General features: G+C 39.2%; 24 protein-coding genes and 1 other annotated feature. Of the genes, 1 reads left to right on the top strand and 23 read right to left on the bottom strand.

What is annotated here, in order from left to right; genetic code table 11:
- Positions 1-25: 25 nt before the first annotated feature.
- The 5 genes from priA to ACFPYN_RS02285 form a co-directional block, all read right to left on the bottom strand.
- Positions 26-2,440, bottom strand: coding sequence for a primosomal protein N' (gene priA, locus ACFPYN_RS02305; protein WP_377732291.1), 2,415 nt, complete (start codon positions 2,438-2,440; stop codon positions 26-28).
- Complete coding sequence (gene coaBC / locus ACFPYN_RS02300) at positions 2,430-3,644, bottom strand: bifunctional phosphopantothenoylcysteine decarboxylase/phosphopantothenate--cysteine ligase CoaBC (protein WP_377732289.1); 1,215 nt, start codon at positions 3,642-3,644, stop codon at positions 2,430-2,432. The genes priA and coaBC overlap by 11 nt, the downstream gene beginning before the upstream one ends.
- An 80-nt stretch (positions 3,645-3,724) precedes the next feature.
- Positions 3,725-3,949: a DNA-directed RNA polymerase subunit omega gene (rpoZ, locus tag ACFPYN_RS02295; protein ID WP_377732287.1), complete on the bottom strand. Its 225-nt coding sequence runs from the start codon at positions 3,947-3,949 to the stop codon at positions 3,725-3,727.
- A 3-nt stretch (positions 3,950-3,952) separates the two neighbouring features.
- Positions 3,953-4,570: a guanylate kinase gene (gmk, locus tag ACFPYN_RS02290; RefSeq protein WP_377732285.1), complete on the bottom strand. Its 618-nt coding sequence runs from the start codon at positions 4,568-4,570 to the stop codon at positions 3,953-3,955.
- 17 nt (positions 4,571-4,587) lie between these two features.
- Positions 4,588-4,839: a DUF370 domain-containing protein gene (locus ACFPYN_RS02285; RefSeq protein ID WP_108584575.1), complete on the bottom strand. Its 252-nt coding sequence runs from the start codon at positions 4,837-4,839 to the stop codon at positions 4,588-4,590.
- Positions 4,840-4,952: 113 nt separating this feature from the next.
- Here ACFPYN_RS02285 and ACFPYN_RS02280 point away from each other — a divergent pair, with 113 nt between their 5' ends.
- Positions 4,953-6,644 carry an Rqc2 family fibronectin-binding protein gene (locus ACFPYN_RS02280; protein WP_377732284.1) on the top strand — a complete coding sequence of 564 codons (1,692 nt, stop codon included), beginning with the start codon at positions 4,953-4,955 and terminating at the stop codon, positions 6,642-6,644.
- Positions 6,645-7,115: 471 nt separating this feature from the next.
- Here the strand turns inward: ACFPYN_RS02280 and pyrE are convergent, their stop codons facing one another.
- The 18 genes from pyrE to ACFPYN_RS02190 form a co-directional block, all read right to left on the bottom strand.
- Positions 7,116-7,748, bottom strand: coding sequence for an orotate phosphoribosyltransferase (gene pyrE, locus ACFPYN_RS02275; RefSeq protein ID WP_377732282.1), 633 nt, complete (start codon positions 7,746-7,748; stop codon positions 7,116-7,118).
- Positions 7,748-8,458, bottom strand: a complete 711-nt coding sequence (gene pyrF / locus ACFPYN_RS02270; protein WP_377732281.1) for an orotidine-5'-phosphate decarboxylase — start codon at positions 8,456-8,458, stop codon at positions 7,748-7,750. Before pyrF ends, pyrE begins: the two co-directional genes overlap by 1 nt.
- Positions 8,455-9,366, bottom strand: a complete 912-nt coding sequence (locus tag ACFPYN_RS02265) for a dihydroorotate dehydrogenase (RefSeq protein ID WP_377732279.1) — start codon at positions 9,364-9,366, stop codon at positions 8,455-8,457. Before ACFPYN_RS02265 ends, pyrF begins: the two co-directional genes overlap by 4 nt.
- Positions 9,363-10,139 carry a dihydroorotate dehydrogenase electron transfer subunit gene (locus tag ACFPYN_RS02260; RefSeq protein ID WP_377732278.1) on the bottom strand — a complete coding sequence of 259 codons (777 nt, stop codon included), beginning with the start codon at positions 10,137-10,139 and terminating at the stop codon, positions 9,363-9,365. The genes ACFPYN_RS02265 and ACFPYN_RS02260 overlap by 4 nt, the downstream gene beginning before the upstream one ends.
- Positions 10,136-13,333 (bottom strand): carbamoyl-phosphate synthase large subunit, encoded by a 3,198-nt coding sequence (carB, locus tag ACFPYN_RS02255; RefSeq protein ID WP_377732277.1) that lies wholly within the window; start codon positions 13,331-13,333, stop codon positions 10,136-10,138. The genes ACFPYN_RS02260 and carB overlap by 4 nt, the downstream gene beginning before the upstream one ends.
- Entirely contained in the window at positions 13,326-14,426 is a 1,101-nt protein-coding gene (locus ACFPYN_RS02250) for a carbamoyl phosphate synthase small subunit (RefSeq protein WP_377732276.1), read from the bottom strand. Before ACFPYN_RS02250 ends, carB begins: the two co-directional genes overlap by 8 nt.
- Positions 14,426-15,703 carry a dihydroorotase gene (locus ACFPYN_RS02245; protein ID WP_377732629.1) on the bottom strand — a complete coding sequence of 426 codons (1,278 nt, stop codon included), beginning with the start codon at positions 15,701-15,703 and terminating at the stop codon, positions 14,426-14,428. The genes ACFPYN_RS02250 and ACFPYN_RS02245 overlap by 1 nt, the downstream gene beginning before the upstream one ends.
- Positions 15,703-16,581 (bottom strand): aspartate carbamoyltransferase catalytic subunit, encoded by an 879-nt coding sequence (locus tag ACFPYN_RS02240; protein ID WP_377732275.1) that lies wholly within the window; start codon positions 16,579-16,581, stop codon positions 15,703-15,705. The genes ACFPYN_RS02245 and ACFPYN_RS02240 overlap by 1 nt, the downstream gene beginning before the upstream one ends.
- Positions 16,582-16,730: 149 nt before the next feature.
- The gene (locus tag ACFPYN_RS02235; protein WP_377732274.1) at positions 16,731-18,029 is read right to left on the bottom strand and encodes a uracil-xanthine permease family protein; all 1,299 of its coding nucleotides are present in this window, start codon (positions 18,027-18,029) and stop codon (positions 16,731-16,733) included.
- Positions 18,030-18,047: 18 nt separating this feature from the next.
- Positions 18,048-18,587: a bifunctional pyr operon transcriptional regulator/uracil phosphoribosyltransferase PyrR gene (gene pyrR, locus ACFPYN_RS02230; RefSeq protein WP_377732273.1), complete on the bottom strand. Its 540-nt coding sequence runs from the start codon at positions 18,585-18,587 to the stop codon at positions 18,048-18,050.
- A 231-nt stretch (positions 18,588-18,818) separates the two neighbouring features.
- A complete protein-coding gene (locus tag ACFPYN_RS02225; RefSeq protein WP_377732272.1) occupies positions 18,819-19,745 on the bottom strand; it encodes an RluA family pseudouridine synthase in 927 nt (308 codons plus the stop codon).
- Positions 19,746-20,231 carry a signal peptidase II gene (lspA, locus tag ACFPYN_RS02220; RefSeq protein ID WP_377732270.1) on the bottom strand — a complete coding sequence of 162 codons (486 nt, stop codon included), beginning with the start codon at positions 20,229-20,231 and terminating at the stop codon, positions 19,746-19,748.
- Positions 20,232-20,330: 99 nt separating this feature from the next.
- The gene (gene ileS, locus ACFPYN_RS02215) at positions 20,331-23,093 is read right to left on the bottom strand and encodes an isoleucine--tRNA ligase (protein ID WP_377732269.1); all 2,763 of its coding nucleotides are present in this window, start codon (positions 23,091-23,093) and stop codon (positions 20,331-20,333) included.
- Between the two features lie 229 nt (positions 23,094-23,322).
- Positions 23,323-23,547: a binding site (T-box leader), on the bottom strand.
- 59 nt (positions 23,548-23,606) lie between these two features.
- Complete coding sequence (locus ACFPYN_RS02210; RefSeq protein ID WP_377732267.1) at positions 23,607-24,116, bottom strand: DivIVA domain-containing protein; 510 nt, start codon at positions 24,114-24,116, stop codon at positions 23,607-23,609.
- Between the two features lie 98 nt (positions 24,117-24,214).
- Positions 24,215-25,003: a YlmH family RNA-binding protein gene (locus tag ACFPYN_RS02205; protein ID WP_377732266.1), complete on the bottom strand. Its 789-nt coding sequence runs from the start codon at positions 25,001-25,003 to the stop codon at positions 24,215-24,217.
- A gap of 54 nt (positions 25,004-25,057) precedes the next feature.
- Complete coding sequence (locus ACFPYN_RS02200; protein ID WP_377732265.1) at positions 25,058-25,318, bottom strand: YggT family protein; 261 nt, start codon at positions 25,316-25,318, stop codon at positions 25,058-25,060.
- Between the two features lie 20 nt (positions 25,319-25,338).
- A complete protein-coding gene (locus tag ACFPYN_RS02195; protein ID WP_377732264.1) occupies positions 25,339-25,803 on the bottom strand; it encodes a cell division protein SepF in 465 nt (154 codons plus the stop codon).
- Positions 25,800-26,489 (bottom strand): YggS family pyridoxal phosphate-dependent enzyme, encoded by a 690-nt coding sequence (locus ACFPYN_RS02190; protein ID WP_377732263.1) that lies wholly within the window; start codon positions 26,487-26,489, stop codon positions 25,800-25,802. Before ACFPYN_RS02190 ends, ACFPYN_RS02195 begins: the two co-directional genes overlap by 4 nt.
- Positions 26,490-26,530: the final 41 nt, after the last annotated feature.

Raw genomic sequence — 26,530 nt, 5'->3', positions numbered from 1 at the left:
AGGTCATTCCTCATTTCGTGTCTGCTCACATTATGGATGATGGATTTAAGTCAATCGACATTAAGATTCCTTTTTTCAGCCAATCTGTCCGGTAAATACGGATTAATTGTTGAAGTACATCCGGGAGCATCGGTTCTTTTTTGTATTTTATCAAACATTGATAACGATATCTATTTTGTACACGACTTATTGATGAAGCCGTAGGTCCAATAATTTCTGCCGTATTGGATAAATTTTCTCGCAACCAATTTGCCGCTTTGTGCGCATATTCTGCAGTCATCAACACATCTTCATGTGTAATCTGAATAAGCACAACAAAGGTAAAAGGTGGATAAGCAAATTGTTTTCTATTCATCATTTCTTGATTATAGAAGGAGATAAAATCATGATACTTGGCAAATTGAATGGCATAGTGATCAGGCGTATAGGTTTGAACGACAACTTCGCCTTTTTTATCGTGTCTTCCCGCACGCCCACTGACCTGAGTCAGCAATTGAAATGTCTTTTCAGCTGCTCGAAAATCAGCCAAATGGAGAGTGGTGTCAGCTGACAGCACGCCAACTAGTGTGATGTTCGGGAAATCTAGCCCTTTAGCAATCATTTGAGTTCCTAGCAAGATGTCTGCCTTGCCGTCTCCAAACTGTTTCAATATATGTTCATGCGAGCCTTTTTTGCGAGTGGTATCGACATCCATACGAAGGACTCGAGCAGTTGGGAAAAAACGTGCAATCTCTTCTTCCACTTTTTGAGTACCTGTCCCGAAGAACCGAATATGTTCACTACTACATTGCGGACACGAGTTTGGAACTTGAGACTCTTCTCCACAATAATGACACTTAATCCGTTCTTGATGCCGATGATACGTCATCGAAATATCGCAATTTGGACATTCGACCACGGTACCACAATCACGGCATAACACAAATGATGAATGGCCTCGTCGGTTTAAGAACAACACCATTTGTTCTCCTTTTTCAAGACGCAGACGGATTGCATCAGCTAATTCCAAAGAAAACATGGACCTGTTGCCATTTTTCAATTGCTCACGCATGTCGATGACAGATACTTCTGGTAGCGCTTGTTCACGAGGTCTCTTTGATAAAGTCAACAAAGAATAATTGCCTTTTTTTGCTCGAGCATAAGATTCAAGTGAAGGTGTTGCACTCCCTAAAATAACTGGACAATGGTGATATTCACTTCTCCAAATAGCTACATCTCTTGCATGATAGCGTGGGGAATCGTCTTGCTTATAGGTGCCTTCATGTTCTTCGTCTAAAATAATCAAGCCAATATTTTGAAAAGGAGCAAAGATCGCTGAACGAGCACCAACGACTACTTTTACTTCTCCGCGCTTAATTTTTCGCCATTCATCGTATTTCTCTCCAGTCGATAAACCACTATGCAATACAGCGACTAAGGAGCCAAAACGTTCTTTAAAGCGATTGGTCATTTGAGGGGTAAGTGAAATTTCTGGTACAAGAACGATGGCTTCTTTTTGATCCTTTAACGAACGTTCAATTGCTTGTAAGTACACTTCTGTCTTACCGCTGCCGGTGATGCCATGTAGAAGAAAGGTTGCAGCTTCATGTTGATCATACGAATGAATGATTTCACTCAATGCGAGGTGTTGTTCGTCAGTTAATGAGTGCTTTTTAGAGACATCGATCGTTCTGTCAGCGTATGGATCCCGGTACACTTCTTCTAGTTCTAAAGTAGCCGCACCTTTTTCCAAAACTCCTTGTAACACAGCATTTGATGTTTGAAGATTTTTTATAACATCCGCTAAAATAATACGCTCACCTGCGTGATCAATCATCCATTTGATGACATCTTTTTGTTTCTTTGCTTGGTTTGAGACATTTTCGTGAATTTCTTTTAAGCGATTTACATCTGCTTCAATTTGTACCATTCGCACTTTTTTCACAGCAGTCTTTTGTTTAATCGCTGTTTCTAGTACGAGAATTTGGTCTTTTATTAATTTTTTAATGGTAGAAAGCAATTCTTTCGATTCATCTGCTTTTAACTCGACACTGTCTTTCCCTTGAAATAATGCTTGTACACTTTGTGGAAGTTCCGCATTGGAGTCTACAATTCGAAGTATTTTTTCATATTTCGCTCGCAAAGCAGACGGCAACATAACTTGAAGAGCATCAATTTCGTAACATAAAGTATGACGTTTTAACCACTTGGTCATTGCGAGCATTTCTTCAGTTAAAACCGGTTCGATATCTAACAATTCACCAATTGGCTTTTGTTTATCCAACGGAACATCAGTATCACTTTTTAAAGCAGTAACAAATCCAAGAACTTGCCGATTGCCAAAAGGAACCTTCACACGACTTCCGCTTTCAATAATAGTTTGGAACATTTCTGGGACCGAATAATCAAATGGTCGATCAATCGGATAAGCTGCTACGTCTACAATGACCTCAGCGAACATGTTGTAATTCCTTTTCATGAGCCAATATCGTTTGAAACAGTTGTATAGCTAACTCTTTTTTCGTCATATTATCAAAATGCTTCATATAATTCTCTTTACCAATAACAACTACGGTATTTGTATCCGTACCAAACCCACTATCAGCTCTTGTGACATCATTGGCGATAATATAATCAGCATTTTTCTTCATTAGTTTTTCTTGCGCATATGCTTCAACATTGTTAGTTTCTGCAGCGAAACCAATAACTAGTTGATGTGATTTTTTTTGTCCCAGTGTCATTAAAATATCAATAGTCCGTTCAAGTTCGAGCGTGGAATCACCAAGTTGTTTTTTCATTTTCTGTGCATGAATTACTTTCGGACGATAGTCTGCAACAGCAGCAGTCTTAATGACAATATCGGCATTATCAAAATGTGCCAACACAGCTTGCAACATTTCTTCTGCACTTTCCACGTTGTCAATTTTTACACCGAGTGGGATAGGCAAAGAAACGGGACCTGATACAAGGATGGTTTCAGCCCCTAGTCTTACAGCGGCTTCCGCGAGGGCATACCCCATTTTCCCAGATGAAAAGTTCGTTAGAAATCTCACAGGATCGATTCGCTCACGCGTTGGTCCTGCAGTAATTACTACTTTCTTGCCTTTTAACGGTAATTCTTTTGGCAGGAAGAATGCTTCAACTAACGCTACGATTTTTTCTGGCTCTTCTAATCTTCCTTTTCCAACATACCCACAGGCTAAAAAACCTTCTGATGGCTCTATAAATTCATAGCCATCTTCTGCAAGTGTCGCTATATTGCGTTTCACTGCCGGGTGGTCGTACATATGTACATTCATAGCTGGTGCAATCCATACCTTAGCTGTAGTTGCTAAAAGTGTAGTCGTCACCATATCGTCTCCAAATCCATTTGCCAGTTTGCCAATTACATTTGCAGTTGCAGGAGCCACGATCACTAAATCTGCCCAGTCTGCTAAATCAATATGAGCGATGACTTGTGAATTTTTTTCATCAAAGGTATCCGTATAAACATCATTTTTAGACATGACTTGAAAGCTCAGCGGCTGCACAAACTTTGTCGCAGATTCCGTCATTATAACTTTGACAGTCGCTCCTGCTTGTGACAATTTACTAACGAGGGCAACAGCTTTATAAACAGCGATACCGCCTGAGACGCATAATAAGATTTTTTTGTTTGCTAGCATGAACATTCTTCCTCTCTCAAACAACAAACTCCCAAAGCATTTTACTGTCTTAGGGAGTTTTCATTGGGTAATAATAGGATTTAAATTTCGTCTTCGTAAATTGTTGCTGCGTCTTGATCTTCTTTAGTTAATGCTCCGCAAGCTACTTCTTCTAACGCTTTACCCACATATTTTAAAGAAACGTATGAAGATAATCGTTCTCCGCCTTCTTCTTGTAACTGGCGCGCACGTTTTGAAGCTAAGCTTACTAGTGTGTATTTTGAATCGATTTTGCTTTTTAATGAATCAACTGATGGATATAACATTTATTATTCCCCTTCCAACATAGACAGATATCTTTTTTCAACACGTTCTCTTCGGCAATGCTCAGCAGTGACGATCGCATTCACACGATCACATGCTAACTGTACTTCATCGTTTTCAACAACAAAATCGTACAAGTTCATCATTTCAAGTTCTTGCCTTGCAGCAAAAATACGTGAAGCAATGACGTCATCCGTTTCCGTTCCTCGACCAATTAAACGTTGTTCTAATTCTGAAAGACTCGGTGGTGCTAAGAAAATAAATAAGCCGTCAGGTGCTTTGGCACGAACTTGAGATGCACCTTGGACTTCAATTTCTAAAAACACATCACGACCTGCGTCGAGCGTAGCATTTACGTAGTCTAATGGGGTTCCATAATAGTTCCCAACATAACAAGCGTATTCTAATAAACGCCCTTCTACGATTAATTGTTCAAATTCCTCATGGGATTTGAAAAAATAATCGACACCATCGACTTCGCCTTCGCGCGGCTTTCTTGTCGTCATTGAAATCGAATATTCATAATTTGTGTCAGGTTGCGAGAATAATTCTTTTCGCACAGTACCTTTCCCCACACCAGATGGCCCTGAAAGGACGATTAATAATCCACGTTCTTTTCGCATTCAATCCCTCTTTTTATCTATTCGGTTTGTTCTAGCATACGTGTTACCATTGTTTCTGCACTAACAGCAGATAATACAACATGCTCACTATTCATAACAAATATAGCACGCGTTTTTTTACCATACGTTGCGTCAATTAAAAATCCTTTGTCTCTTGCATCTTGAACGAGACGCTTAATCGGCGCGGACTCAGGCTGCAAGATGGAGATAATTCGATCAACTGCTACCACACTACCGTTTCCGATATTGATAAACTTTAGACTGGGCACAGTCGTTCCTCCTATTAAAGCTAAACTTTCTTTGCTACATACTTAGCCAATTATATCACATTACCCTTAGAAAATGATAAGATAGAGCAAAACGTTTTGAAAGAGGAATTCTTATGGCATTTGATGGCTTATTTACAAAAGCAATGACGCACGAGCTCCAACATTTAGTATCTGGACGAATCTCAAAAATACGCCAACCGAACTCACAAGAAATTGTGTTTCAAATTCGTTCTGGCGGTAAAAATAGTCGTTTACTTATTTCGATTCACCCTTCGTACTCTCGAATTCACGTAACGAATGAGGCAATCGATAATCCTTCAGAACCACCGATGTTTTGCATGTTACTTCGCAAACATTTAGAGGGTGGATTTATTTCCTCTATCACTCAACTCGAAATGGACCGCGTGATCATTCTAAGAGTCGAAAGTAAAAATGAAATCGGCGACGACATGGTGCGAGAGTTACATATTGAGATCATGGGACGACATAGCAACGTTATTTTAGTTGACCCTGTTCGCAATCTGATCTTGGATAGTTTAAAACATTTGCCACCATCTGTTAATAGTTATAGAACGATATTACCAGGTCAACCGCATATTGCACCTCCATCTCAAAATAAAAAAAATCCGTATGAAGTGGATGAGCCTTTTTTCCAATCCCTATTAGAAACGGAAGATGTGCCTCGTGAATTCCTGGCACAACTTGCAGGCTTTTCACCTTTACATGCCAAAGAACTCGCTTATTTGGTAGCAAACAATACCCAGCCAAGTTACGAAGTATTTAAAAACTTCCTAGAGAAATTTGAGCAAAATAATCCAACTGGTACATATATAGAAATTGGCAATAAAGCTATTTTCTCAAGTGTAGATTTGCAACACATCGAAGGGACTAAAACACCCTATAACTCTTTAGGAGAATTACTCGACAAAGTTTACTTTGCACGGGCTGAACGAGATCGAGTGAAACAACAAGCTGGCGACCTAGAACGTTGGATGCAAAATGAACTTGATAAATTAAAATTAAAAATGAAAAAACTAGCCAAAGATAAAGCGAACGCTGAAAAACTGGAGACGTTCCAACTCCATGGTGAACTGCTGATGGCGAACTTGTATAACCTAGAAAAAGGAATGACCGAAGCTGAGATCATTAACTACTATGACGAAAATAATGAAGTCATAAAAATACCATTAAGCCCAAGAAAAACACCAGTGGAAAACGCACAAAGTTTTTACAAGAAATATAATAAAGCCAAAACAGCCTTATTGAAAACACAACAGCAATTAGATAAAGCACAAGACGATATCAATTATTTAGATATGTTACAACAACAAGTCATGCAAGCGTCTCCTCAAGACATCGAGGAAATTCGTGAGGAACTAGCTGAACAAGGCTGGATGAAAGCACGTGTTTTGAAGAAAAAGAAAAAAGTGGTTAAACCAACACCGGAAGCTTTCGTGTCATCTACAGGATTGCCAATTTCTGTCGGAAAAAACAACAAGCAAAATGATTATTTAACATTTAAAATCGCGAGTAAATCTCAAACGTGGTTCCATACAAAAGATATTCCTGGATCTCATGTCGTCATTCATGATAATGATCCAGATGAAGAGTCAATCTTAGAAGCAGCCTTGCTTTCAGCATACTTCAGTAAAGCACGAGACTCATCTTCAGTTCCTGTCGACTATACCGAAGTCCGTCATGTGAAAAAACCAAATGGCTCAAAACCCGGATTCGTCATTTATTTCGAACAAAAAACGGTTTTTGTCACACCAAGTGAAGATATCGTAAGAAAACTTCGCAAATAACAGTTTTAAAAGCCATCCAACTTGGATGGCTTTAGTTTATTGTTTTTTTAATGCGTGGATACTTGGGGTGCTCCTATGAGCGGATTATTGTCAACTATCAGCGTTAACGGGGTGTCTATGAGCGAATCTTTGTCGACTATCAGCGGTTCTCACTAATAATATGAAACCTACATCAATGTTAGCTATCCAGTGATAAGACTATCAGCGGTTCTCGGATGCCTATGAGCGCATTGGTGTCGACTATCAGCGTTCCTCACTAATATTACGAAAACTACATCAATGTTAGCCATCTAGTGACAATTGACCTCTCTTTTTGATGGTTTGACTTTCTATGAGTGGATCTGTGTCGACTATCAGCGGTAACGGGGTGTCTATGAGCGCATTCGTGTCGACTATCAGCGGTTCTCGCAAAAAGCACTTAACCATCCATTAATAAAGGCCATCCAAGTTAACTTGGATGGCCTTTTTTGTTTATAGTTGTCCGTGCTTGAGTTGTTCATGCCATTCAATAAGTTGAGGCTTATCTTCTTCACTAATTAGTTTCGCTTGTGAAGCGACTTCTACTAATGCATCAAAGTTAGTTAAGCTAATGTATGGAATGCCCGCTTCTTCAAACAATTCATCTGCTCGCTTCAAGTTGTATGTAAAGATGCTAACCACACCTAGCACGATACATCCTTGTTCTTGCAATGCTCGAACAGCATCAATACTGCTGCCACCAGTCGAAATCAAATCTTCCACAACAATCACTTTTTGTCCTGCTTCGATTTTGCCTTCTATTTGATTACCACGACCATGCTCTTTTGCTTTCGAACGAACATAGACCATTGGCAAATTGAGTACATCACTGACCCATGCAGCGTGCGGGATTCCAGCAGTTGCCGTCCCTGCAATGATATTCGTTTGCGGGAAGTACTCTTGAATATTTGACGCTAAAGCTTGTGCTATTTGGTTTCGCACAGTAGGGCTCGACATCGTTAAACGATTGTCACAATAAATGGGTGATTTAATTCCAGATGTCCATGTAAATGGATCTTGAGGACGTAATTCCACAGCACCAATGGATAATAATGCAGTTGCAATTTCATGTTGCTGACTTTTCATTAATAACCCTCCCATTGTTGTTTCACTAAATGATACGTTTCTACTGCATGGTTTGATTGTGTAATAGCTCTTCCCACGACAATCAAAGACGAACCTTCTAATCTCGCAACTTCAGGTGTTGCAATGCGAATTTGATCATGACCTTGGCCTTCATTCAATCGAATACCTGGTGTTACTCGTAGGAACTCGTGACCACATTCATTTTTAATTGATGCAGCTTCTAACACAGAACAAACCACTCCATCTAAGCCTGCTTGTTTTGAAATAGCCGCATAATGAAGAACGGAATCATGTAAAGAAGTTTGTATATTTTGCTCTTCTTGCATTTGTTGTTCACTTGTCGACGTTAGTTGTGTCACACCAATGATTAAAGGACGTGTCCTACCAGCAGGTGTCCCAGCCTCTAAACCTTCTATCGCACTTTCCATCATACGGAGGCCACCAGCTGCATGGACATTTACTACATCTGCGCCAAGACTGGCAAGACCTTTCATAGCAGATTTTACTGTATTTGGAATATCATGCAGTTTCAAATCTAAAAACACATCATGTCCTCGTTCTTTTAAGTCGGTAACTATTGATGGTCCTTCTTGGAAATAAAGTTCCATCCCCACTTTGACAAATAATTTCTCGTTAAAAGGCTCGAGAAAGTGAAGTACCTCCGCTTTCGTTGCAAAATCTAATGCAATTATAGGATTGTGATTATTCATCGGTGGCTCCTTCCAATTAGCTCAGAAATATGGTTTAAACCTAACCAATCTAATTTCTCAGGCAATTGTTCAATGATGGTTGGACACACAAATGGATCTACGAAATTTGCAGTTCCGACTGCTACAGCACTTGCTCCTGCAGACATAAAGTCAATGACGTCGTCAACCGTGGTTATCCCACCCATTCCAATAATGGGAATGGATACTTGTTTGGCTACTTCATAAACCATTCGCAAAGCTACTGGTTTAACAGCAGGTCCAGATAGACCTCCAGTACCGTTCGCAATAACAGGCTTTCCAGTTCGCGTGTCTAAGCGCATACCGATAAGTGTGTTAATCATCGTAATACCGTCTGCTCCTGCTGCTTCTACTGCTCGTGCAATTTCTCCAATATCGGTTACATTTGGAGACAATTTCACATAGACAGGTACTTCTGAAACTGCTTTTACAGCTGCTGTTAGTTCTGCAGCTACGTTAGCATCTGTTCCAAATGTGATACCTCCACATTTCACATTCGGGCAAGAGATATTTAACTCAAGAGCTTTGACATTTTTCGATTTAGAAATGTGTTTGGCTACTTCCACATAATCTTCCGTTAATGTGCCTGCGACATTTGCGATAATGGGTACTTCATATTGTTCAAGCCATTTTAGTTCTTCAGCTATCACTTTTTCCAAACCAGGATTTTGAAGACCAATCGCATTTAACATCCCCGCTGCGGTTTCCGCTACTCGAGGAGTTGGATTTCCAAGTCGTGTTTCAAGTGTTGTTGCTTTAATCATAATGGCACCAAGTTTTGAAAGATCATAAAGCCTTGCATATTCTTTTCCAAAACCAAAGCAACCGGATGCTGGCATAATTGGGTTTTTTAATGATAAACCTGGTAATTCTAGCGCTAATCGATTCATATTTGCACCACCCCAGCAGGAAATACGGGTCCATCACTGCAAACTTTCACGTAATCTACTGCTGTTTGTTCCGTTGTTTTACATACACACGCGAAACAAGCTCCAAGTCCACAGCCCATCCGTTCTTCAAACGATAAAAAACCTTTTTTGTCTGTATACATGTTTTCCATGGCAACCAGCATCGCCGTGGGACCGCATGTGAAATACGTTGAAAAGTCTGGCTTCAAATCTGCTAATACAGTGGTTACAAACCCTTGATGGCCATGTGTTCCATCCACTGTTACAACATGGGTTTCCCCTAGTTCACGAAAGAGGTCTTCATAAAAAACAACTTCTTTCGTTTGAAAACCTAGGATATGAATGGGCTTTACACCTTTATCGACCAACCTTTTAGATAGTTCATATAAAGGCGGCACGCCAATTCCACCACCAACTAGTACAACCGTTTCACCAGCTGCAGCTTCAGAAATAGGGAATCCGTTACCGAGTGGCCCCAGAACATCCACTTCTTCGCCTATATTTCTTGTTGCAAGGATAGATGTACCTCGTCCTTCTGCACGGTAAATAATGGTGAATTCCAATGTGTCGCGATCGATAGAAGCAATGCTTATAGGTCTACGGAGCAATGGCTCATAACTATCTGACACGCGAATGTGGACAAATTGACCAGGGCTTTTCATATCGTGAACAAGCTGTCCAATTAGTGTCATTTCAAAAATGTTGTGAGCAATTTCTTTATGTTTTACGACACGCATGCGTTCTTGTCGAATCATGCAAAAACCCCCTGTTTCGGCATTTCTTCTGCTTGGAATGTCATAGATTCAATAACGCTTAACATGGCTTTTGCCGTATCGAGTGAAGTTAAGCAAGGAATACCATTCTCCACAGACTCGCGTCGAATACGGAACCCGTCACGTTCAGGCTGTTTGCCTTTTGTCAACGTGTTGATAACAAATTGCGCTTCACCTTTTTGAATATAATCAAGAAGTGTTGGACCTTCACTGCCAATTTTATTAACCATAGTTACTGGGATTCCCGCGGCTTTAATTGAATCAGCTGTACCCTCAGTAGCTAGGATTCGATAGCCTATTGAAGTGAATCGTTTGGCAATAGACACCGCTTCTTCTTTGTCTTTATTGGCAATGGTCATGAGTACCGAACCGTGATCTTTAATTTCCATTCCCGCTGCGACTAATCCTTTGTATAGGGCTTTTTCTAATGTTGTATCTTTTCCCATGACTTCCCCTGTTGATTTCATCTCAGGTCCTAAAGTGATGTCCACTCTGCGCAGTTTTGCAAAACTAAACACCGGAACTTTTACAAACACTCCTCGTGGAGCAGGAGCAAGACCGTTGACAATTCCTTGAGAAGGTAAAGATTGTCCTAAAATGGCTTTCGTTGCAATTTTCGCCATTGGGATATTTGTTATTTTACTTAAGAAAGGTACTGTTCGACTTGAACGAGGATTTACCTCAATGACATAAACCTCACCTTTTGAGATGACATATTGGATATTCAATAAACCAATAATGTTCAAGCCTCTTGCTAAACGTGTTGTGTAATCAATGAGCGTATGCAAATGTTCTTCAGACAAGTTTTGTGGTGGATAGACAGCGATAGAATCGCCTGAGTGCACACCCGCTCGTTCGATATGTTCCATGATTCCCGGTATACAGACATTTTCACCATCTGAAATGGCATCAACTTCAATTTCAATACCAGTTAAATAACGATCTACTAACACAGGGTGCTCTGGGCTTGCCTGAACAGCAGTTTCCATATAATGAGCAAGCTCTTCTTGATTGTAGACAATTTGCATAGCGCGGCCTCCTAATACATATGAAGGACGTACCAGCACTGGATAACCGATATCATTTCCAATGATGACTGCTTGTTGTGCAGAAATAGCCGTTTTTCCCATTGGTTGTGGAATATCGATTTCATGAAGAGCACGTTCAAATTTATCGCGATTTTCGGCACGATCTAAATCTTCTAATGATGTACCTAGGATTTTAACCCCACGCTCTTGTAGTTTATCTGCTAAGTTAATCGCAGTTTGACCACCAAACTGGACGATGACTCCTTTAGGTTGCTCTAAATCTACAATGTGCATGACATCTTCTATTGTTAATGGTTCAAAGTAAAGCTTGTCCGAAATTGAAAAGTCTGTTGATACGGTTTCTGGATTACTATTGATAATAATGGCTTCATATCCCGCTTCTTTAATCGCCCATACTGAATGAACTGTCGCATAATCGAACTCAACACCTTGACCGATTCGAATCGGGCCAGAACCGAGCACAATCACACTTTCTTTATCTGTCTTAACCGATTCATTTTCATCTTCGTACGTGCCGTAGAAATAAGGAGTTTCTGATTCAAACTCAGCTGCGCATGTATCAACCATTTTATATACAGGGATTAGGTGGTGCTCTTTTCTCCAGTTATATACTGATAATTCATCTGACTTCCAAAGTTTCGCTAACGTATGATCTGCAAAGCCCATACGTTTTGCTTTTCGAGCTACGTCGAAATCATAAGGATTTGCTGCCACTACGGCTTCATATCTCACAATGTTTTGCAGTTTATTTAAGAAGAATAAGTCAATTTGACTCCAGTCGTGAATCATCTCAATAGTTACTCCACGTCTTAATGCTTCCCCTATGAAGAACAAGCGTTCATCCCCTGCGCGTCGAATGCGCTTTTCAATCCATTCGTCTGTCATGGCATCTGCATTTTTTAAATCTAAGTGAAATTGTCCTGTTTCAAGTGAGCGTACTGCTTTTAATATAGACTCTTCAAACGTACGACCAATGGCCATAACTTCTCCAGTTGCTTTCATTTGAGTTCCTAAATTACGTTTAGCAGATTCGAATTTATCAAAAGGCCAGCGTGGAATTTTTGTTACCACGTAGTCGAGTGCTGGTTCGAAACAAGCGTAAGTTTTGCCCGTCACTGGGTTCATCATTTCATCTAGCGTTAAGCCAATGGCAATTTTAGCTGCCAGCTTAGCAATTGGATAACCTGTAGCTTTTGAAGCTAATGCAGACGAGCGACTAACTCGTGGGTTCACTTCGATGATGAAATAGTTAAAGCTATGCGGATCAAGTGCTAACTGAACATTACAGCCACCTTCAATTTTCAAGGCACGAATAATTTTCAATGAAACATTTCTCAGCATTTGATATTCACGGTCTGACAAGGTTTGACTTGGTGCAGTAACAATTGAATCTCCTGTATGAATACCCACTGGGTCGAAGTTTTCCATGTTACACACAACAATCGCATTATCTTTTGAATCTCTCATCACTTCATATTCAATTTCTTTATATCCTGCAATCGATTTTTCAAGTAAACATTGTGTAACAGGACTATATTTTAGCCCACTTGTCACTGTTTCCAAGAGCTCTACATCATTATGACAAATTCCTCCGCCTGTTCCACCTAGGGTAAATGCAGGACGAACAATGACCGGATAACCAATGCGTTTAATAAATGCATTCGCTTCTTCCATATTGTGGATTATATCACTTTCTGGAACTGGTTCATTTAATTCATGCATTAATGTTCTGAATAAATCTCTATCTTCAGCTTTGTGAATGGCATCTAATTTAGTACCTAGGATTTCAATGTCTAGTTCTTTTAAAATACCTGATTCATCAAGTTCAATGGCCATATTTAATCCTGTTTGCCCACCTAGTGTCGGAAGAAGTGCATCAGGACGTTCTTTACGCAAGATTCGACTTACGAATTCCAAAGTAATGGGTTCAATATAAACTTTGTCAGCAATCTCAGTATCCGTCATGATGGTTGCTGGGTTTGAATTGATTAAGATGACTCGATAGCCTTCCTCTTTCAATGCTAGACAAGCTTGTGTACCTGCATAATCAAACTCAGCTGCTTGTCCAATAACAATTGGACCTGATCCAATGACGAGAATCGTTTCAATATCTTGGCGTTTAGGCATGTTGTTTTTCTCCCTTCACATTGGCGTTCATTAATTCAATAAAGCGGTCGAATAAGTGATTTGAATCTTCTGGTCCTGGTGATGCTTCCGGATGATATTGGACGGTAAAAGCTGGTACATCCAAATGTGCCAAACCTTCCACTGTACCGTCGTTTAATGCGATATGTGTTACTTTCAAACGTGTACCTTTTAGTGATTCTTCATCTACTGCATAGCCATGATTTTGAGAAGTTATTTCCGTACGCCCTGATTCTAAATCTTTTACAGGGTGGTTTGCGCCTCGATGACCAAATTTTAATTTAAATGTATCTCCACCACTTGCTAGTGCAAATAGTTGATGTCCTAGACATATTCCAAAGATCGGAATTTTGCCGATTAGTCCTTGTAACATTTCAATAGCCTCTGGTACATCTTTCGGATCTCCAGGACCATTTGATAACATAATGCCATCTGGATAAATCGCCATGATTTGTTCAGCAGTCGTATTATAAGGAACTACCATAACATCACAGTCCCGTTTATTTAGTTCTCTTAAGATCCCGTGTTTCATACCGAAATCAACTAACACTACTCGTTTCCCACGTCCAGGACTTGGATAAGGGCGTTTCGTCGAAACTTGCTCAACTTGATCAGTGCGGAAAGTCGTGTTTTTTAACTTAGCAACTACTTCATCAACATTTACTTCTTCCCCCGCAGCACTTAAAACACCTTTGACCGAACCAAGTTCTCGAATGATTCGTGTAAGTTTACGTGTATCAATTCCTTCAATACCAGGAATGTTTTTCAAGACAAACAATTCGTTCAACGTAGCATCACTTCTGAAATTTGAAGGTGTATCAGTAAGTTCACGCACAACTAGTCCTTTAATTGCAGGTTCGATTGATTCAAAATCGTCTCGGTTAATCCCGTAATTTCCGATAAGCGGATACGTCATTGTAACAATTTGACCGCAGTAAGATGGATCAGATAAGGTTTCTTGATATCCTGTCATACCCGTTGTAAATACAACTTCACCTTCACTCGCTTCTACACTTCCAAAAGCTGTTCCTATAAATACATCTCCAGTTTCTAAAATGAGGCTTCTCTTCATCATCATTTCTCCTCCTGCCAAATTACGTTTCCTTCAAACATCGTCATTACCGGCCATCCTGTGCATGTCCAATCTTGGAACGGTGTGTTTTTACCTTTTGACACAAATGTAGCCGTATCTATATTTTGTTCTTTAGTTAAGTCAATAAACACTAAGTCAGCTGATTCGCCCATTAGGAGTCTACCGTATGGCAAACCGAATACATCTGCTGGCTTGTTTGTCAGCCAATCTATTAATTGTGTTAACGTCCATTTTCCTGTTTTTACAAAGTGCGTATATAGAAGTGGAAAAGCTGTTTCCAATCCGACAATACCAAATGGTGCTTGTTCCATGCCATCGCCTTTTTCTTGTGCGGTATGTGGAGCATGATCCGTTGCAATGAAATCAAGAGTTCCATCTTCTAACCCTTCAATCAATGCCTGTAAATCTGCTTGTGCTCGAAGCGGAGGATTCATTTTCCAGTTCGAATCATTTGCTGAGATGTCATCTTCACAAAGAAGTAGATGATGTGGACTTACTTCAGCAGTTACATGAACTCCTGCTTTTTTAGCATCTCTGATAACTCGTACAGATTCCTTTGTACTTACGTGACACACATGATAGTGAGCACCTGCAGCTTCAGCAAGTAAGATGTCGCGAGCAATATGGACGGATTCTGCAATTGACGGGATACCTTTTAATCCTAGTTCTTTATTTTTCTTCCCTTCGTGCATCACGCCAGCGTAAATGAGTGTATTGTCTTCACAATGCGCTACTATCGGCATGTTTAATTTTGCAGCTTCTTGCATTGCCTCATACATCATGCCAGCTTGTTGAATACCTACACCGTCATCAGTGAAGGCAAATGCACCATGTTCTTTTAATGCAGCAAGATCTGTTCTTTCTTTTCCAGCTTCACGAATGGTGATCGAAGCATATGGTAAAACGCGAATCTTGGCTTTTTCTTTAATGAGCTGATTTACATGACTTATATTTTCTACTGTATCAGGCACAGGGCGAGTATTAGGCATGGCACAAATGGTCGTGTATCCACCTTTTGCTGCAGCGTGTGTTCCTGTTTCAATCGTTTCTTTATGTTCGCCACCTGGTTCTCTTAAGTGGACATGTACATCGATAAATCCTGCGGATACAAAATGACCATTGCCATCAATGATTTCATCAACCTGGGGTTCAACCTTTGGATTTACTTCTATTATGCGTCCTTTATCGATGACGATTGAACCTGCTATTAAGTCGTTTTTATCGTTAAGTAATTGAATGTTTCGAATGAATTTTTTAATCAAAATCTCTCCTTTAATACAGATTCTAGTATGGCCATACGTACAAAGACTCCGTTTTGCATTTGTTTAAAAATCCGTGATTTTTCACTTTCAACTAAATCACTTGCGATTTCAACATCTCGATTGACTGGTGCTGGGTGCAAGATAATTGCTGTAGATTTCAACTGGTCATAGCGTGCTTTCGTTAACCCGAATTTTTCGTGATAGAGTTGATTTGGTAATTCATTTTCTTTAGCATGCCGTTCGTGTTGAACACGTAATAACATCACTACATCCGCAGTTGGTAATACATCTTCCCAAGAAGACGTGGATTCAAATTCTCCTTGCCACTCTTTTGGACATAAGAATGTAACGTGAGCACCTAAATTGCTAAGTGCTTGAGCATTTGATTTTGCTACTCGGCTATGAGCTATGTCGCCAACAATCGTTACTTCGAGACCTTCAAACTTTCCAAACTCTTGTTTAATTGTGTAAAGATCAAGTAAGCTTTGCGATGGGTGTTGACCTGAGCCGTCCCCCCCATTAATGATTGCTATATTTAAACCTGACATTAATTCTTCATAAAAACCATTTTGTTCATGCCTTATGACAACTGCATCTACGCCGATGGATTCCAATGTTTTGACCGTGTCATATAAGGTTTCCCCTTTTGTTGTACTAGAAGTACCTGCATCAAATGGTAAAACATGCAGTCCTAGTTTTCGTTCCGCCATTTCAAAACTCATTTTGGTTCGTGTACTCGGTTCAAAAAATAAATTCGCTACTGTCATTTGCTTTTTCAACTGATGCGGAGAATTTTGTTGAAATTCTAAAGCTCTAGTTAATATCATTTCTATTTCATTAACTTTTATGTCTTTCATGCTTAATAGGTTCTTCACTTTTTAGCCTCCCGATTTCTTTTTAAAAGAAAAGCCTCTCAACAAAATTGTTGAGAGGCTTGGGTAACCTAAGTAAAGATCCATTTTTGAATGGAACTTTATCAGTCGGTTTCCCTTTGCCTGCCTCTCTGGACTAGGTTTTAAAAGGATTAATTATTCACATGTTCTTGTGTTGAATCAATTGCTTCTTGCGGTTTCCCTGGTAAAAGCAGATTTAACAATACTCCTACAATGGCAGCTAATGCCATGCCTTCAATAACAAATGTATCTGTAAAGTGCAGTTTTGCACCACCAATACCAATGACTAAGATAATGGATGAGATCACTAAGTTTCGTTTATCTCCAAAATCAATATTGCTATCCACTAACATACGCAGACCTGAAGACGCAATGATCCCGAACAATAAGATCGAAATTCCGCCAAGAACAGCGGTAGGTATGGTTGAGATCAGTGCCATGACTTTACCTAAGAATGAAAAGAAGATGGCCAAAATCGCTGCTCCACCAATTACGTAGACACTGTATACTCTCGTAATCGCTAGAACACCAATATTTTCTCCGTATGTTGTTTTAGGAGGTCCACCTAATAATCCACTGATGAATGTTCCTAACCCATCACCCAATAGTGAACGATGTAAGCCTGGTTCTTTTATGTAATTTCGATTAACAATTTTCCCTAGTACTAATTGATGTCCGATATGTTCAGAAATCGTCACAATCGCGATTGGTACCATTAACACTAATAATGTCGGTGTAATGGTGAAATCGTAGCTGATCCCAGGAATTAAGAAGTCTGGCGATGCAATCCACTTCGCTTTTAATACCGACGAAAAATCAACAATGCCGATTGCTAATGAATAGACATAGCCTACAATGATACCAATTAATACTGGCATTAAACTGATGATTCCTTTAAAGAACAACGTAGCCGAAACTGCTGCAGCCAATGTAACAAGGGCAGCTGAGAAATGAAGCATGCTATATTCTGAAGTCCCAGGAATGTTCATTGCCATGTTGATTGCTACTGGTGAAAGTGCTAACCCGATGACGATAATGACTGGAGCCACTACAATCGGAGGCAATAACTTCATAATCCATTTATATCCGGTTTTCCAAATAATGAGCGCTACTATGAAATAGACGATTGCCACAAACAAACTACCAATCATCGCGCTTCCAATGCCGCCTTGTTCTGTTGCCATTTGAATCGGTATTATGAATGCGAAAGATGAACCTAAGTAAGCTGGAACTTGAAATTTCGTTACGAACATAAAAATTAACGTTGCAATACCACTTGTTAATAGCGCGATAGAAGGACTTAGGCCAACTAGTTGTGGCACTAAAATAGTGGCACCGAACATGGCGAACATATGTTGCAAGCTCAATGTGGTTAGTTTTCCCGCTGAAGGTCTTTCGTTAATGTCAATAACTGTCTGTGCATTTTTCATGTTGTCCACCCCATTCTTCTATTCGTGAATCGTTACACTATCCTCTTGATCCGTTTCATGTAATCTCACCACAATTCGCTCTATACTTGCTGTTGGGATATTCTTCCCTACGTAGTCTGCACGGATTGGTAATTCTCTATGACCTCTATCTATCAAAACAGCTAATTGAATTTGTGCTGGTCTTCCTAAGTCCATGACTGCATCCATTGCCGCTCTTACAGTACGTCCTGTATAAAGAACATCATCTATTAAAATCACTTTTTGATTCGTCACAATATGTTGAATGTCTACTTGCTGAACAAGTGGTTCTTTATTAGAAGTTTTCATCGATAAATCGTCTCTATAAAGAGTAATATCAAGTTCGCCTGCTTTGATTGCTTTACCTTCGATTTTCTCTATTTTCTCAGCTAAGCGCTTTGCAAGATAGGCACCTCTAGTTTTAATGCCTACTAAAATACATGTGTCAATTCCTTTATTGCGTTCAATAATTTCATGTGCGATTCTCGTCAGCGCTCGATTTATGGCTTGTTCGTCGAGTATGTTTGCTTTTTCAACCATAATGGATTCTCCTTTTCCCCAAAATAAAAACCCTCTCGTCCATAAATGGATGAGAGGGTGTGAATGCAGAAAATTAGTCGTATCAAAACACACAGCATGCGCTTTTTTACGGTTCACTAGTACCTTCTCAGCCTCTCTGGACTGTTTTTAAAGGAGTTCTATTTAATTTTTATTGTTAGAAAGTTAGGTATGAGCTTTGACTTTCGCTCTACACTTTATACAAGTATAGATTTACTTCTCTGTGCTGTCAACGGTATCTTTCATTTCTTCTATCAAGTCAGTAAATACTTGAGGTAATGGTGCTTCATATTCCATGTACTCTTCTGTACGTGGATGAATAAAACCGATTACAGCAGCATGAAGCGCTTGTCCATCAAATTCAATCGTTTTCTTCGGTCCGTATTTCGGATCACCTGCTAAAGGATAGCCAATGTATTTCATATGAACACGAATTTGATGAGTACGGCCTGTTTCTAAACGACATTCAATTAAGGTAAAATTGCCAAATCGTTCAAGAACACGGAAATGTGTAACGGCATGTTTCCCACTATCGACAACTGTCATACTCTGACGATCGCGAGCATCGCGACCAATTGGAGCATCGATTGTACCTTTATCGTGTGGAATATGACCGTGTACTAAAGCAATATATTTTCGAGTGACTGTCTTTTTCACAAGTTGGTCTACTAATGACACATGAGCCTTGTCGTTCTTAGCGACCATTAATAAGCCAGAAGTGTCTTTATCTATACGGTGAACAATCCCCGGACGCATAATTCCGTTGATACCAGATAAATCGGTAACTTGATGCATTAAGCCATTTACAAGCGTACCTGAAGTATGACCAGGCGCAGGATGAACAACCATACCACGAGGTTTATTAACCACAAGGACATCGGCATCTTCATAAACGATTTCAAGATTTAAATCTTCTGCTTCGATATCTAATGGTTCCGCATCTGGAACTGTAACATGAATGACATCATCCGGTCTTACTTTATAATTTGTTTTTACAGTTTCGCCATTAACTAAAACGCCACCATCTTTTAACCAAATTTGAATTTGGCTACGAGACCAATCCGCTTCAAGCATAGCAAGCGCTTTATCGATGCGCTCTCCTTTTTGTGCTTCTGAAATTGTATACGTAAAATCTTCCATCTATTCACCTTTTCTCTTTGCAGCATTTTCTGCTTTTTCTTCAAAAAATAATACGATGATGAGCATGACTACGCCAATCGATAAGGCTGCATCTGCAACGTTAAAAATCGGAAAATCATAGTTAATTACTGGGATGAGTACATCTATAAAATCTACTACTTCTCCACGAACTAAGCGATCAATAAAATTCCCAATAGCACCACCAAGTAGAACCATTAAACTAAGTTGAAATAACGGTTTTCCTTTTGCTTCTTTATGAAAGTAGTACAAAATACCAATGATTACGATTACAGTGACGATTGTAAATAACCAAATTTGTCCTTCTAGCATTCCCCAAGCTGCTCCACGATTACGATGGGAAAGTAAACCAAATGTAGGATCAATTAAAACAATTCGTTCACCTAGTTCCATATTTTTCACAACTAACCATTTTGTCCATTGATCAATTGCCACAATGACAATTGCAACTAAATAAAAAATGTACACGAATGTTCCTCCGTTACGCAAGTATCTTAGCTAGTTTACCACATAACACAATCATACAGAAAGAGCTGCCCATAAGGACAGCTCCATTTTCATGAAGTTTTATACGTAATACTTCTCAACCACGTCAGCACAACGAGGACATAGTGTTGAATGTTTATCATTTTCGCCAACTTTAGACGAAATTGTCCAGCATCGTTCACATTTTTCGCCTTGAGCTTTTACTACAATAACTGAAGCAACATCAAGAGCTAAAGCTTCTGCTGGTGCTTCTTCTTTTAAACCAGCTAACGTAAAGTCTGAAACGATAAAGAACTGTGCAAAATCAATTTTCGTCGTATCAAAAGCTTCAAGTAACTCTTTTTTTACGTAAACCGTTACTTTTGCTTCTAATGATTTACCGATGGTTTTCGCATTTCGTGCTTCTTCTAATGCTTTTAACACATCATCACGTACTAGCATCAACTGTTGATATTTTGTACGTAAGCCTTCAAACGATTCATGAGTGGTTGCTTCTGGGAAGTCAGTCAATTGAATGCTTTCCTCTGTTTCTTGTGTTAAGAAGACCCATAGCTCATCTGTTGTATGCGGCAGAATTGGTGTAGTTAATTTTAATAACGCAATTAATGTATCATACATAACAGTTTGCATTGCGCGACGGTGTAATTGATCATGACCTTCGATATAGACAACATCTTTCGCGATATCGAGATAGAAAGAACTTAAATCTGAAGAAACAAAATTGTTCACAGTATGATATACACTTGCGAAGTCGTATTTGTCATATGCTTTACGAACGGTTTCAATCATTTCTTGAAGTTTCATGAACATATATTGATCCACTTCACGTAAGTCTTCGAATGCTACGCGATCTGTTTGTGGGTTAAAGTCTGTTACATTTCCGTGTAAGAAACGGAATGTGTTACGAATTTTACGATACACTTCAGCTACTTGTTTAAAATTCGAATCTGACACGCGAACGTCTGCTGTGTAATCGACAGATGCCACCCATAAACGTAGGATATCCGCACCTAATTGATTCATCACCTTTGCAGGGTCAATCACGTTACCAATTGATTTACTCATCTTGCGTCCTTCACCATCAAGTGTAAATCCGTGGCTTAAAACCCCTTTGTAAGGAGCGTGGCCGTTAATTGCAACACTTGTAGTTAATGATGAATTAAACCATCCACGATACTGGTCAGAACCTTCTAAATAAAGATCAGCTGGATATACCAAGTCGTCACGTTCATCTAGTACAGCTTGATGAGAAGACCCAGAATCGAACCACACATCCATAATATCCGTTTCTTTAGAGAAACGACCATTTGGGCTACCTTCATGTGTAAAGCCTTGTGGTAACAAATCTTTTGCTTCACGTTCGAACCAAACGGTTGATCCATGTTCACGGAACAACTTAGAAACATGGGCAATCGTTTCTTCATTTAAAATAGGCTCACCGTCTTCCGCATAGAAAACTGGGATTGGAACTCCCCATACACGTTGACGAGAAATACACCAATCTCCACGATCACGGACCATGTTGAAGAGACGTGTTTCGCCCCAAGCTGGTGTGAATGTTGTGTCTTTAATTGCTTGTAATAACTCATCACGGAATGCTTCGATTGATGCGAACCATTGAGCAGTTGCGCGGAAAATAACCGGCTTTTTCGTACGCCAATCATGTGGTGCAGAGTGTGTGAAGAATGTTAATTTCTCTAAAGCGCCAGCAGCTTCTAATGCCTCTGTAATGACTTTATTCGCTTTATCATAGAACAACCCTTCAAACCCTGGTGCTTCTGCAGTCAATACGCCACGGTCATCAACTGGAGATAGCACTTCAAGTCCATATGCTTTACCTACTTGGAAATCGTCTTCCCCGTGTCCTGGAGCAGTATGAACACATCCAGTACCGCCTTCATTTGTCACATGTTCACCTAACATGACAAGAGAATCACGATCATATAAAGGATGTTTTGCAACCATGCGATCCATTTGCTCGCCTTTTACAGTTTGAACGATTTCATAAGATTCCCATTCAAGTGTTGTTGCAACATTTTCTAATAAGTCTTTAGCTACTAGGTAATTCGTACCGCTCACTTCAACAATTACATAATCAAATTCAGGATGAACTGAGATACCTAAGTTAGCTGGAATTGTCCAAGGTGTAGTCGTCCAAATCATAATCTTCGTACCTTCAGCAATAATCCCTTTACCATCTGTAACGTCAAAGCTTACATAAATTGAAGGTGATTTTTTGTCTTGATATTCGATTTCAGCTTCAGCTAAAGCCGTTTCACTTGATGGAGACCAATATACTGGTTTTAAACCTTTGTAAATATAGCCTTTACGAGCCATCTCACCGAACACTTCGATTTGACGAGACTCATAAGCCGGTTTTAAAGTAATGTACGGATTTTCCCAATCCCCACGCACACCTAGACGTTTAAACTGATTACGTTGGCGGTCAATTTGTTCATACGCGTATGTTTCACATAAATTACGGAATTCAGCAACCGTCATTTCTTTACGATTAACACCCTTGTTTGCTAACGCTTGCTCGATTGGCAAACCGTGTGTATCCCAACCTGGAACATATGGCGCGTAATAGCCAGTCATCGATTTGTGTCTCACAATCATATCTTTTAGCACTTTGTTTAATGCGTGACCCATATGCAAATCTCCATTTGCATATGGAGGACCATCGTGAAGAATAAAACTTGGACGATCTTTTGTTCGATCCAATACTTTTTCATATAACTTCATTTCATTCCATTTTTCTTGCATAGCTGGTTCACGGTTAGGCAAACCTCCACGCATAGGGAATTCTGTTTTAGGCATTAATAATGTATCTTTGTATTCCATCTATAAAACCTCCTTCATATTGGTTCGAAGCCTACTGCGGTTTTAACCGCAACGGCTTCATGACCCTCCTTAGAGGGCCCAAGCGTAAAGCGCCACTTTAGCTCGACTCCGACGGTGGAAAGACCGAATCGAAAACCCGTTTTCGCATGAGGTCTTGAAGCGGAGGTGCGAGCTGGCGCTTGGAGCTAGACATTGCAAATAAATGAAAAATAAAAACTCCTCATCCCAATGAAGGGACGAGAAGTTATAACTCGCGGTACCACCCTAATTGCCACATTAATATGTTGCCAGCTTAGATCACATTAACGGTGTGAAACCGAAATCACTTACAAAACCTTAGTTCAGTGATTTAACTCAAGAGTGATTTTCAATTGATTGCCACTTGTTCGAGCTTTCACCATCCTCGAATCGCTAATCTGTGCTTTCAAAATACTGTCTCTTTCAGCGTTTTATTAAATATTATTCCAGTATGTAGATATTATAGGGAATGATTACGTAATGGTCAAGCTACGCTTAATCCTCTTTTTTATCCAAACGTGCTAGCTGGCTTGTATCTACTTCATATTGCATTAAGTGATCCCAGTCATCCGTATTGATTAAATCAAGTTGAGCTTCCACTAACATTTTAAAACGATTGCGGAATACTTTTGATTGTTTTTTCAAATCTTCAACTTCTAATGCAATGCGACGAGCTTTAGTTAACGACTCATTGACTATACGGTCTGCGTTTTTCTCTGCTTCTTTAACTATTAATTTTGCTTCTTTTTGTGAGTTTCTACGTAATTCTTCTGCAGCTTCTTGAGCGACCACAATTGACTTTTGCAAAGTCATTTCAATCGTTGTAAAATGTCCCACTCGTTCACTTGAAGATTTCAATTTCTCTTCTAAATCTTTTTTATCTTTAAGTAGAAGTTCAAAATCTTTAATCACTTGTTCCAAAAATTCGTTAACCTCGTCTTCGTTGTATCCTCGGAATCCACGACCAAACTCTTTGTTATGAATATCTAGTGGTGATAGCGGCATTTCAAAAATCTCCCCTTTACAAACTTACATCGTTTCCAACTATTATACCTTTCATTGTCAACGATGAAAGCAATAATGCGAATTTATTCGAATATTTTTCACGATTTTGGCTCGATTCTCCCAATTTGAAGACGGATTTTGTCTTTTTTGGTCCGTCCTTCAATTAAACCGATTTGGATTCGTCCAAATCCTCTTATTGATAATAAATCCGATTCGTGGAGTTCGAATGATGGCTGTTCTCGAACTGTCCAATTGACTTTCACTTTCCCACTATGAATAAGCAAGGATGCTTTCTGCCTAGAAACATTAAACAAAGAGGCAATGATGGTATCAATTCTCATCGAACTTACCGTATGTGATTCTTCTACCCAGACATCCTTGTTTTCTAAATATGGATGATCATGTGGCAATTCTTCCACTTTAATTTTAGATTTACCAATTGATGTTAGATGAGACGTCACATAATCGGACATTTCTGATACTACAGCAAATTCGATTTGACTATCATCTACTCGAATATCACCAAATTTCGATCGATCAAGACCCAGTGACATAAGAGAACCTAATACATCTGGATGTTCTAATTTAATAAATTTAGAAGGGTACTTAATTGAAAACGTAGTTATTCCATAGTCTTCATCCGTTGCAGCAAAGTAAGAAGGTGAAATCAGCATACGTTTTCGTTCGGCTTCAGGAAGTTCTCCATATGCAGTTACTATAACGTCGTCATTTTGACCAATCATAGATTGTACAATAAATTGTTGTCTAGGGTCTAAAAAGTCAGTTAGTTTTGGAGCATAGCGATCCTGTGTTTCCCGAAGCCACCCACTAACTTGTTCTATAAAAGGTTGTTCATCTTTTCGAAAATGCTGTAATACTTGTTCCATTTCTGTTCTCCCTCTCAATGGTCAAAAAAAGCCCCACGAAAGTGAGGCAAGATTTTAAATATAAGTTGTTAAAGATGCAAGTCCTGTCCCTGCTAGTCTTAATACTAATATAGCAACTATTGGCGAAATATCAATCATGCCAAATGGTGGGATAAATCGTCTAAACGGTTCTAAATATGGCTCACAAATCTTTTCTAAAAAGCGGCCTATAGTTGTTTCTCTTGTACTTGGCACCCAAGACATGAAAATATAGACAATGAGCAAAATAGAATAAAAGAATAATACTTGTTGTAGAATACTTATTACTAAATCCATAAGAACTAATTACACCTCAATTATTGTATGTCGTCATAAAAGTAATCTGAAATTGCTCCTGCCACTTCAACTGTATCAGGTGCGCATAGGAATATATCGGTACCAATACGCTGAATATCTCCGCCTAAAGCATACACGGTTCCACTTAAAAAATCCACAATGCGGATTCCTTGATCTTTTTCAATTCGTTGTAAGTTTACAACGACCGCACGTTTGTTTTTTAAGTGCTCAGAAATATCTTGCGCTTCTGCGTAAACACGTGGTTCAACTAGTATTACTTTTGAAGATTTTTGTAAGTTTTGAAGACTCACTATATTTGAAGTAGGATTAGGTTCGATTTGCACACTTCTCCTTTCTTTTGTTGTTTTACGTGCTGTCGGTTGAGGCATTGGTTGAGATTCGTTTCTACGGTCGTTATTTCTTGGTGATTCATCTTCTTCTTCTTCTAAGTAAAAAAAGTTTTTGAATTTATTTTTCATACTCATGTAAGATCCTCACTTTCGTCTCCGACTAGTGCTGTTCCAATTCGCACATATGTTGCGCCTTCTTCTATTGCGATTTCGTAGTCATTTGACATTCCCATAGATAATTCAGTACAAGGTGCATGTGGATATTGTTTGTTGGCAATTTTTATTTGCATGTCTTTTAATCCTTTGAAAACAGAACGTATAACTTCTTCATTTGAAGTGTTCGGTGCCATTGTCATCAAACCAATAATACGAATTCGATTATGTTCATGTAAAGACTCAATAAACGATTGAACATCTTTTAAGTCAATTCCATGTTTCGCTTCTTCTTCAGAGACATTCACTTGTACAAAACAATCAATTGTATGTTCAGCTCTTTTTTGAATCTCGTCAGCCAAACTTAATCGATCAAGTGAATGCAGGAACTGAATGGTATGAATAACCTGTTTTACTTTTCGGGTTTGCAGAGATCCAATATAGTGCCATATAGCAGGTGATTTTATAGCTTCTTGTTTATTTATCAAACCTTCAGGGCGATTTTCACCAAGGTGATTTAGACCCGATTGTAAAGCTTCCTCAGTACGTTTAATTGAAACAGCTTTAGTTACTGCAACAATATGAACATCAGAAATAGAACGATTGGCACGAATACATGCTTGATTAATTTGTTGTTGTATTTGTTGAAGGTTACGATCAATTTGCATTTTTAGAGTTCCTACCTTTTTAGGTATCGATGTTATCTCTA

This window comes from Paenisporosarcina macmurdoensis (genome assembly GCF_042658845.1).
In the GTDB taxonomy this organism is placed as follows: domain Bacteria; phylum Bacillota; class Bacilli; order Bacillales_A; family Planococcaceae; genus Paenisporosarcina; species Paenisporosarcina macmurdoensis.
Note: the sequence above shows the minus strand (reverse complement) of the source record. Positions and strands in the feature narration are given on the sequence as shown.

Excerpts from the sequence above, each read along its gene's own strand:
- priA (WP_377732291.1), bottom strand. The coding sequence starts at position 2,440 with ATGTTCGCTGAGGTCATTGTAGACGTAGCAGCTTATCCGATTGATCGA.
- ACFPYN_RS02195 (WP_377732264.1), bottom strand. The coding sequence starts at position 25,803 with ATGAGTATGAAAAATAAATTCAAAAACTTTTTTTACTTAGAAGAAGAA.
- ileS (WP_377732269.1), bottom strand. The coding sequence starts at position 23,093 with ATGGAATACAAAGATACATTATTAATGCCTAAAACAGAATTCCCTATG.
- ACFPYN_RS02265 (WP_377732279.1), bottom strand. The coding sequence starts at position 9,366 with ATGAATCGATTAGCGCTAGAATTACCAGGTTTATCATTAAAAAACCCA.
- ACFPYN_RS02280 (WP_377732284.1), top strand. The coding sequence starts at position 4,953 with ATGGCATTTGATGGCTTATTTACAAAAGCAATGACGCACGAGCTCCAA.
- ACFPYN_RS02190 (WP_377732263.1), bottom strand. The coding sequence starts at position 26,489 with ATGCAAATTGATCGTAACCTTCAACAAATACAACAACAAATTAATCAA.
- carB (WP_377732277.1), bottom strand. The coding sequence starts at position 13,333 with ATGCCTAAACGCCAAGATATTGAAACGATTCTCGTCATTGGATCAGGT.
- rpoZ (WP_377732287.1), bottom strand. The coding sequence starts at position 3,949 with ATGTTATATCCATCAGTTGATTCATTAAAAAGCAAAATCGATTCAAAA.
- ACFPYN_RS02200 (WP_377732265.1), bottom strand. The coding sequence starts at position 25,318 with ATGGATTTAGTAATAAGTATTCTACAACAAGTATTATTCTTTTATTCT.
- ACFPYN_RS02210 (WP_377732267.1), bottom strand. The coding sequence starts at position 24,116 with ATGCCGCTATCACCACTAGATATTCATAACAAAGAGTTTGGTCGTGGA.
- gmk (WP_377732285.1), bottom strand. The coding sequence starts at position 4,570 with ATGCGAAAAGAACGTGGATTATTAATCGTCCTTTCAGGGCCATCTGGT.
- ACFPYN_RS02235 (WP_377732274.1), bottom strand. The coding sequence starts at position 18,029 with ATGAAAAATGCACAGACAGTTATTGACATTAACGAAAGACCTTCAGCG.
- pyrR (WP_377732273.1), bottom strand. The coding sequence starts at position 18,587 with ATGGTTGAAAAAGCAAACATACTCGACGAACAAGCCATAAATCGAGCG.
- pyrF (WP_377732281.1), bottom strand. The coding sequence starts at position 8,458 with ATGAATAATCACAATCCTATAATTGCATTAGATTTTGCAACGAAAGCG.
- pyrE (WP_377732282.1), bottom strand. The coding sequence starts at position 7,748 with ATGAAAAGTCAGCAACATGAAATTGCAACTGCATTATTATCCATTGGT.
- coaBC (WP_377732289.1), bottom strand. The coding sequence starts at position 3,644 with ATGCTAGCAAACAAAAAAATCTTATTATGCGTCTCAGGCGGTATCGCT.
- ACFPYN_RS02260 (WP_377732278.1), bottom strand. The coding sequence starts at position 10,139 with ATGATTCGACAAGAACGCATGCGTGTCGTAAAACATAAAGAAATTGCT.
- ACFPYN_RS02225 (WP_377732272.1), bottom strand. The coding sequence starts at position 19,745 with ATGGAAGATTTTACGTATACAATTTCAGAAGCACAAAAAGGAGAGCGC.
- ACFPYN_RS02250 (WP_377732276.1), bottom strand. The coding sequence starts at position 14,426 with ATGATGAAGAGAAGCCTCATTTTAGAAACTGGAGATGTATTTATAGGA.
- ACFPYN_RS02205 (WP_377732266.1), bottom strand. The coding sequence starts at position 25,003 with ATGGAACAAGTATTACAGCATTTTCGAAAAGATGAACAACCTTTTATA.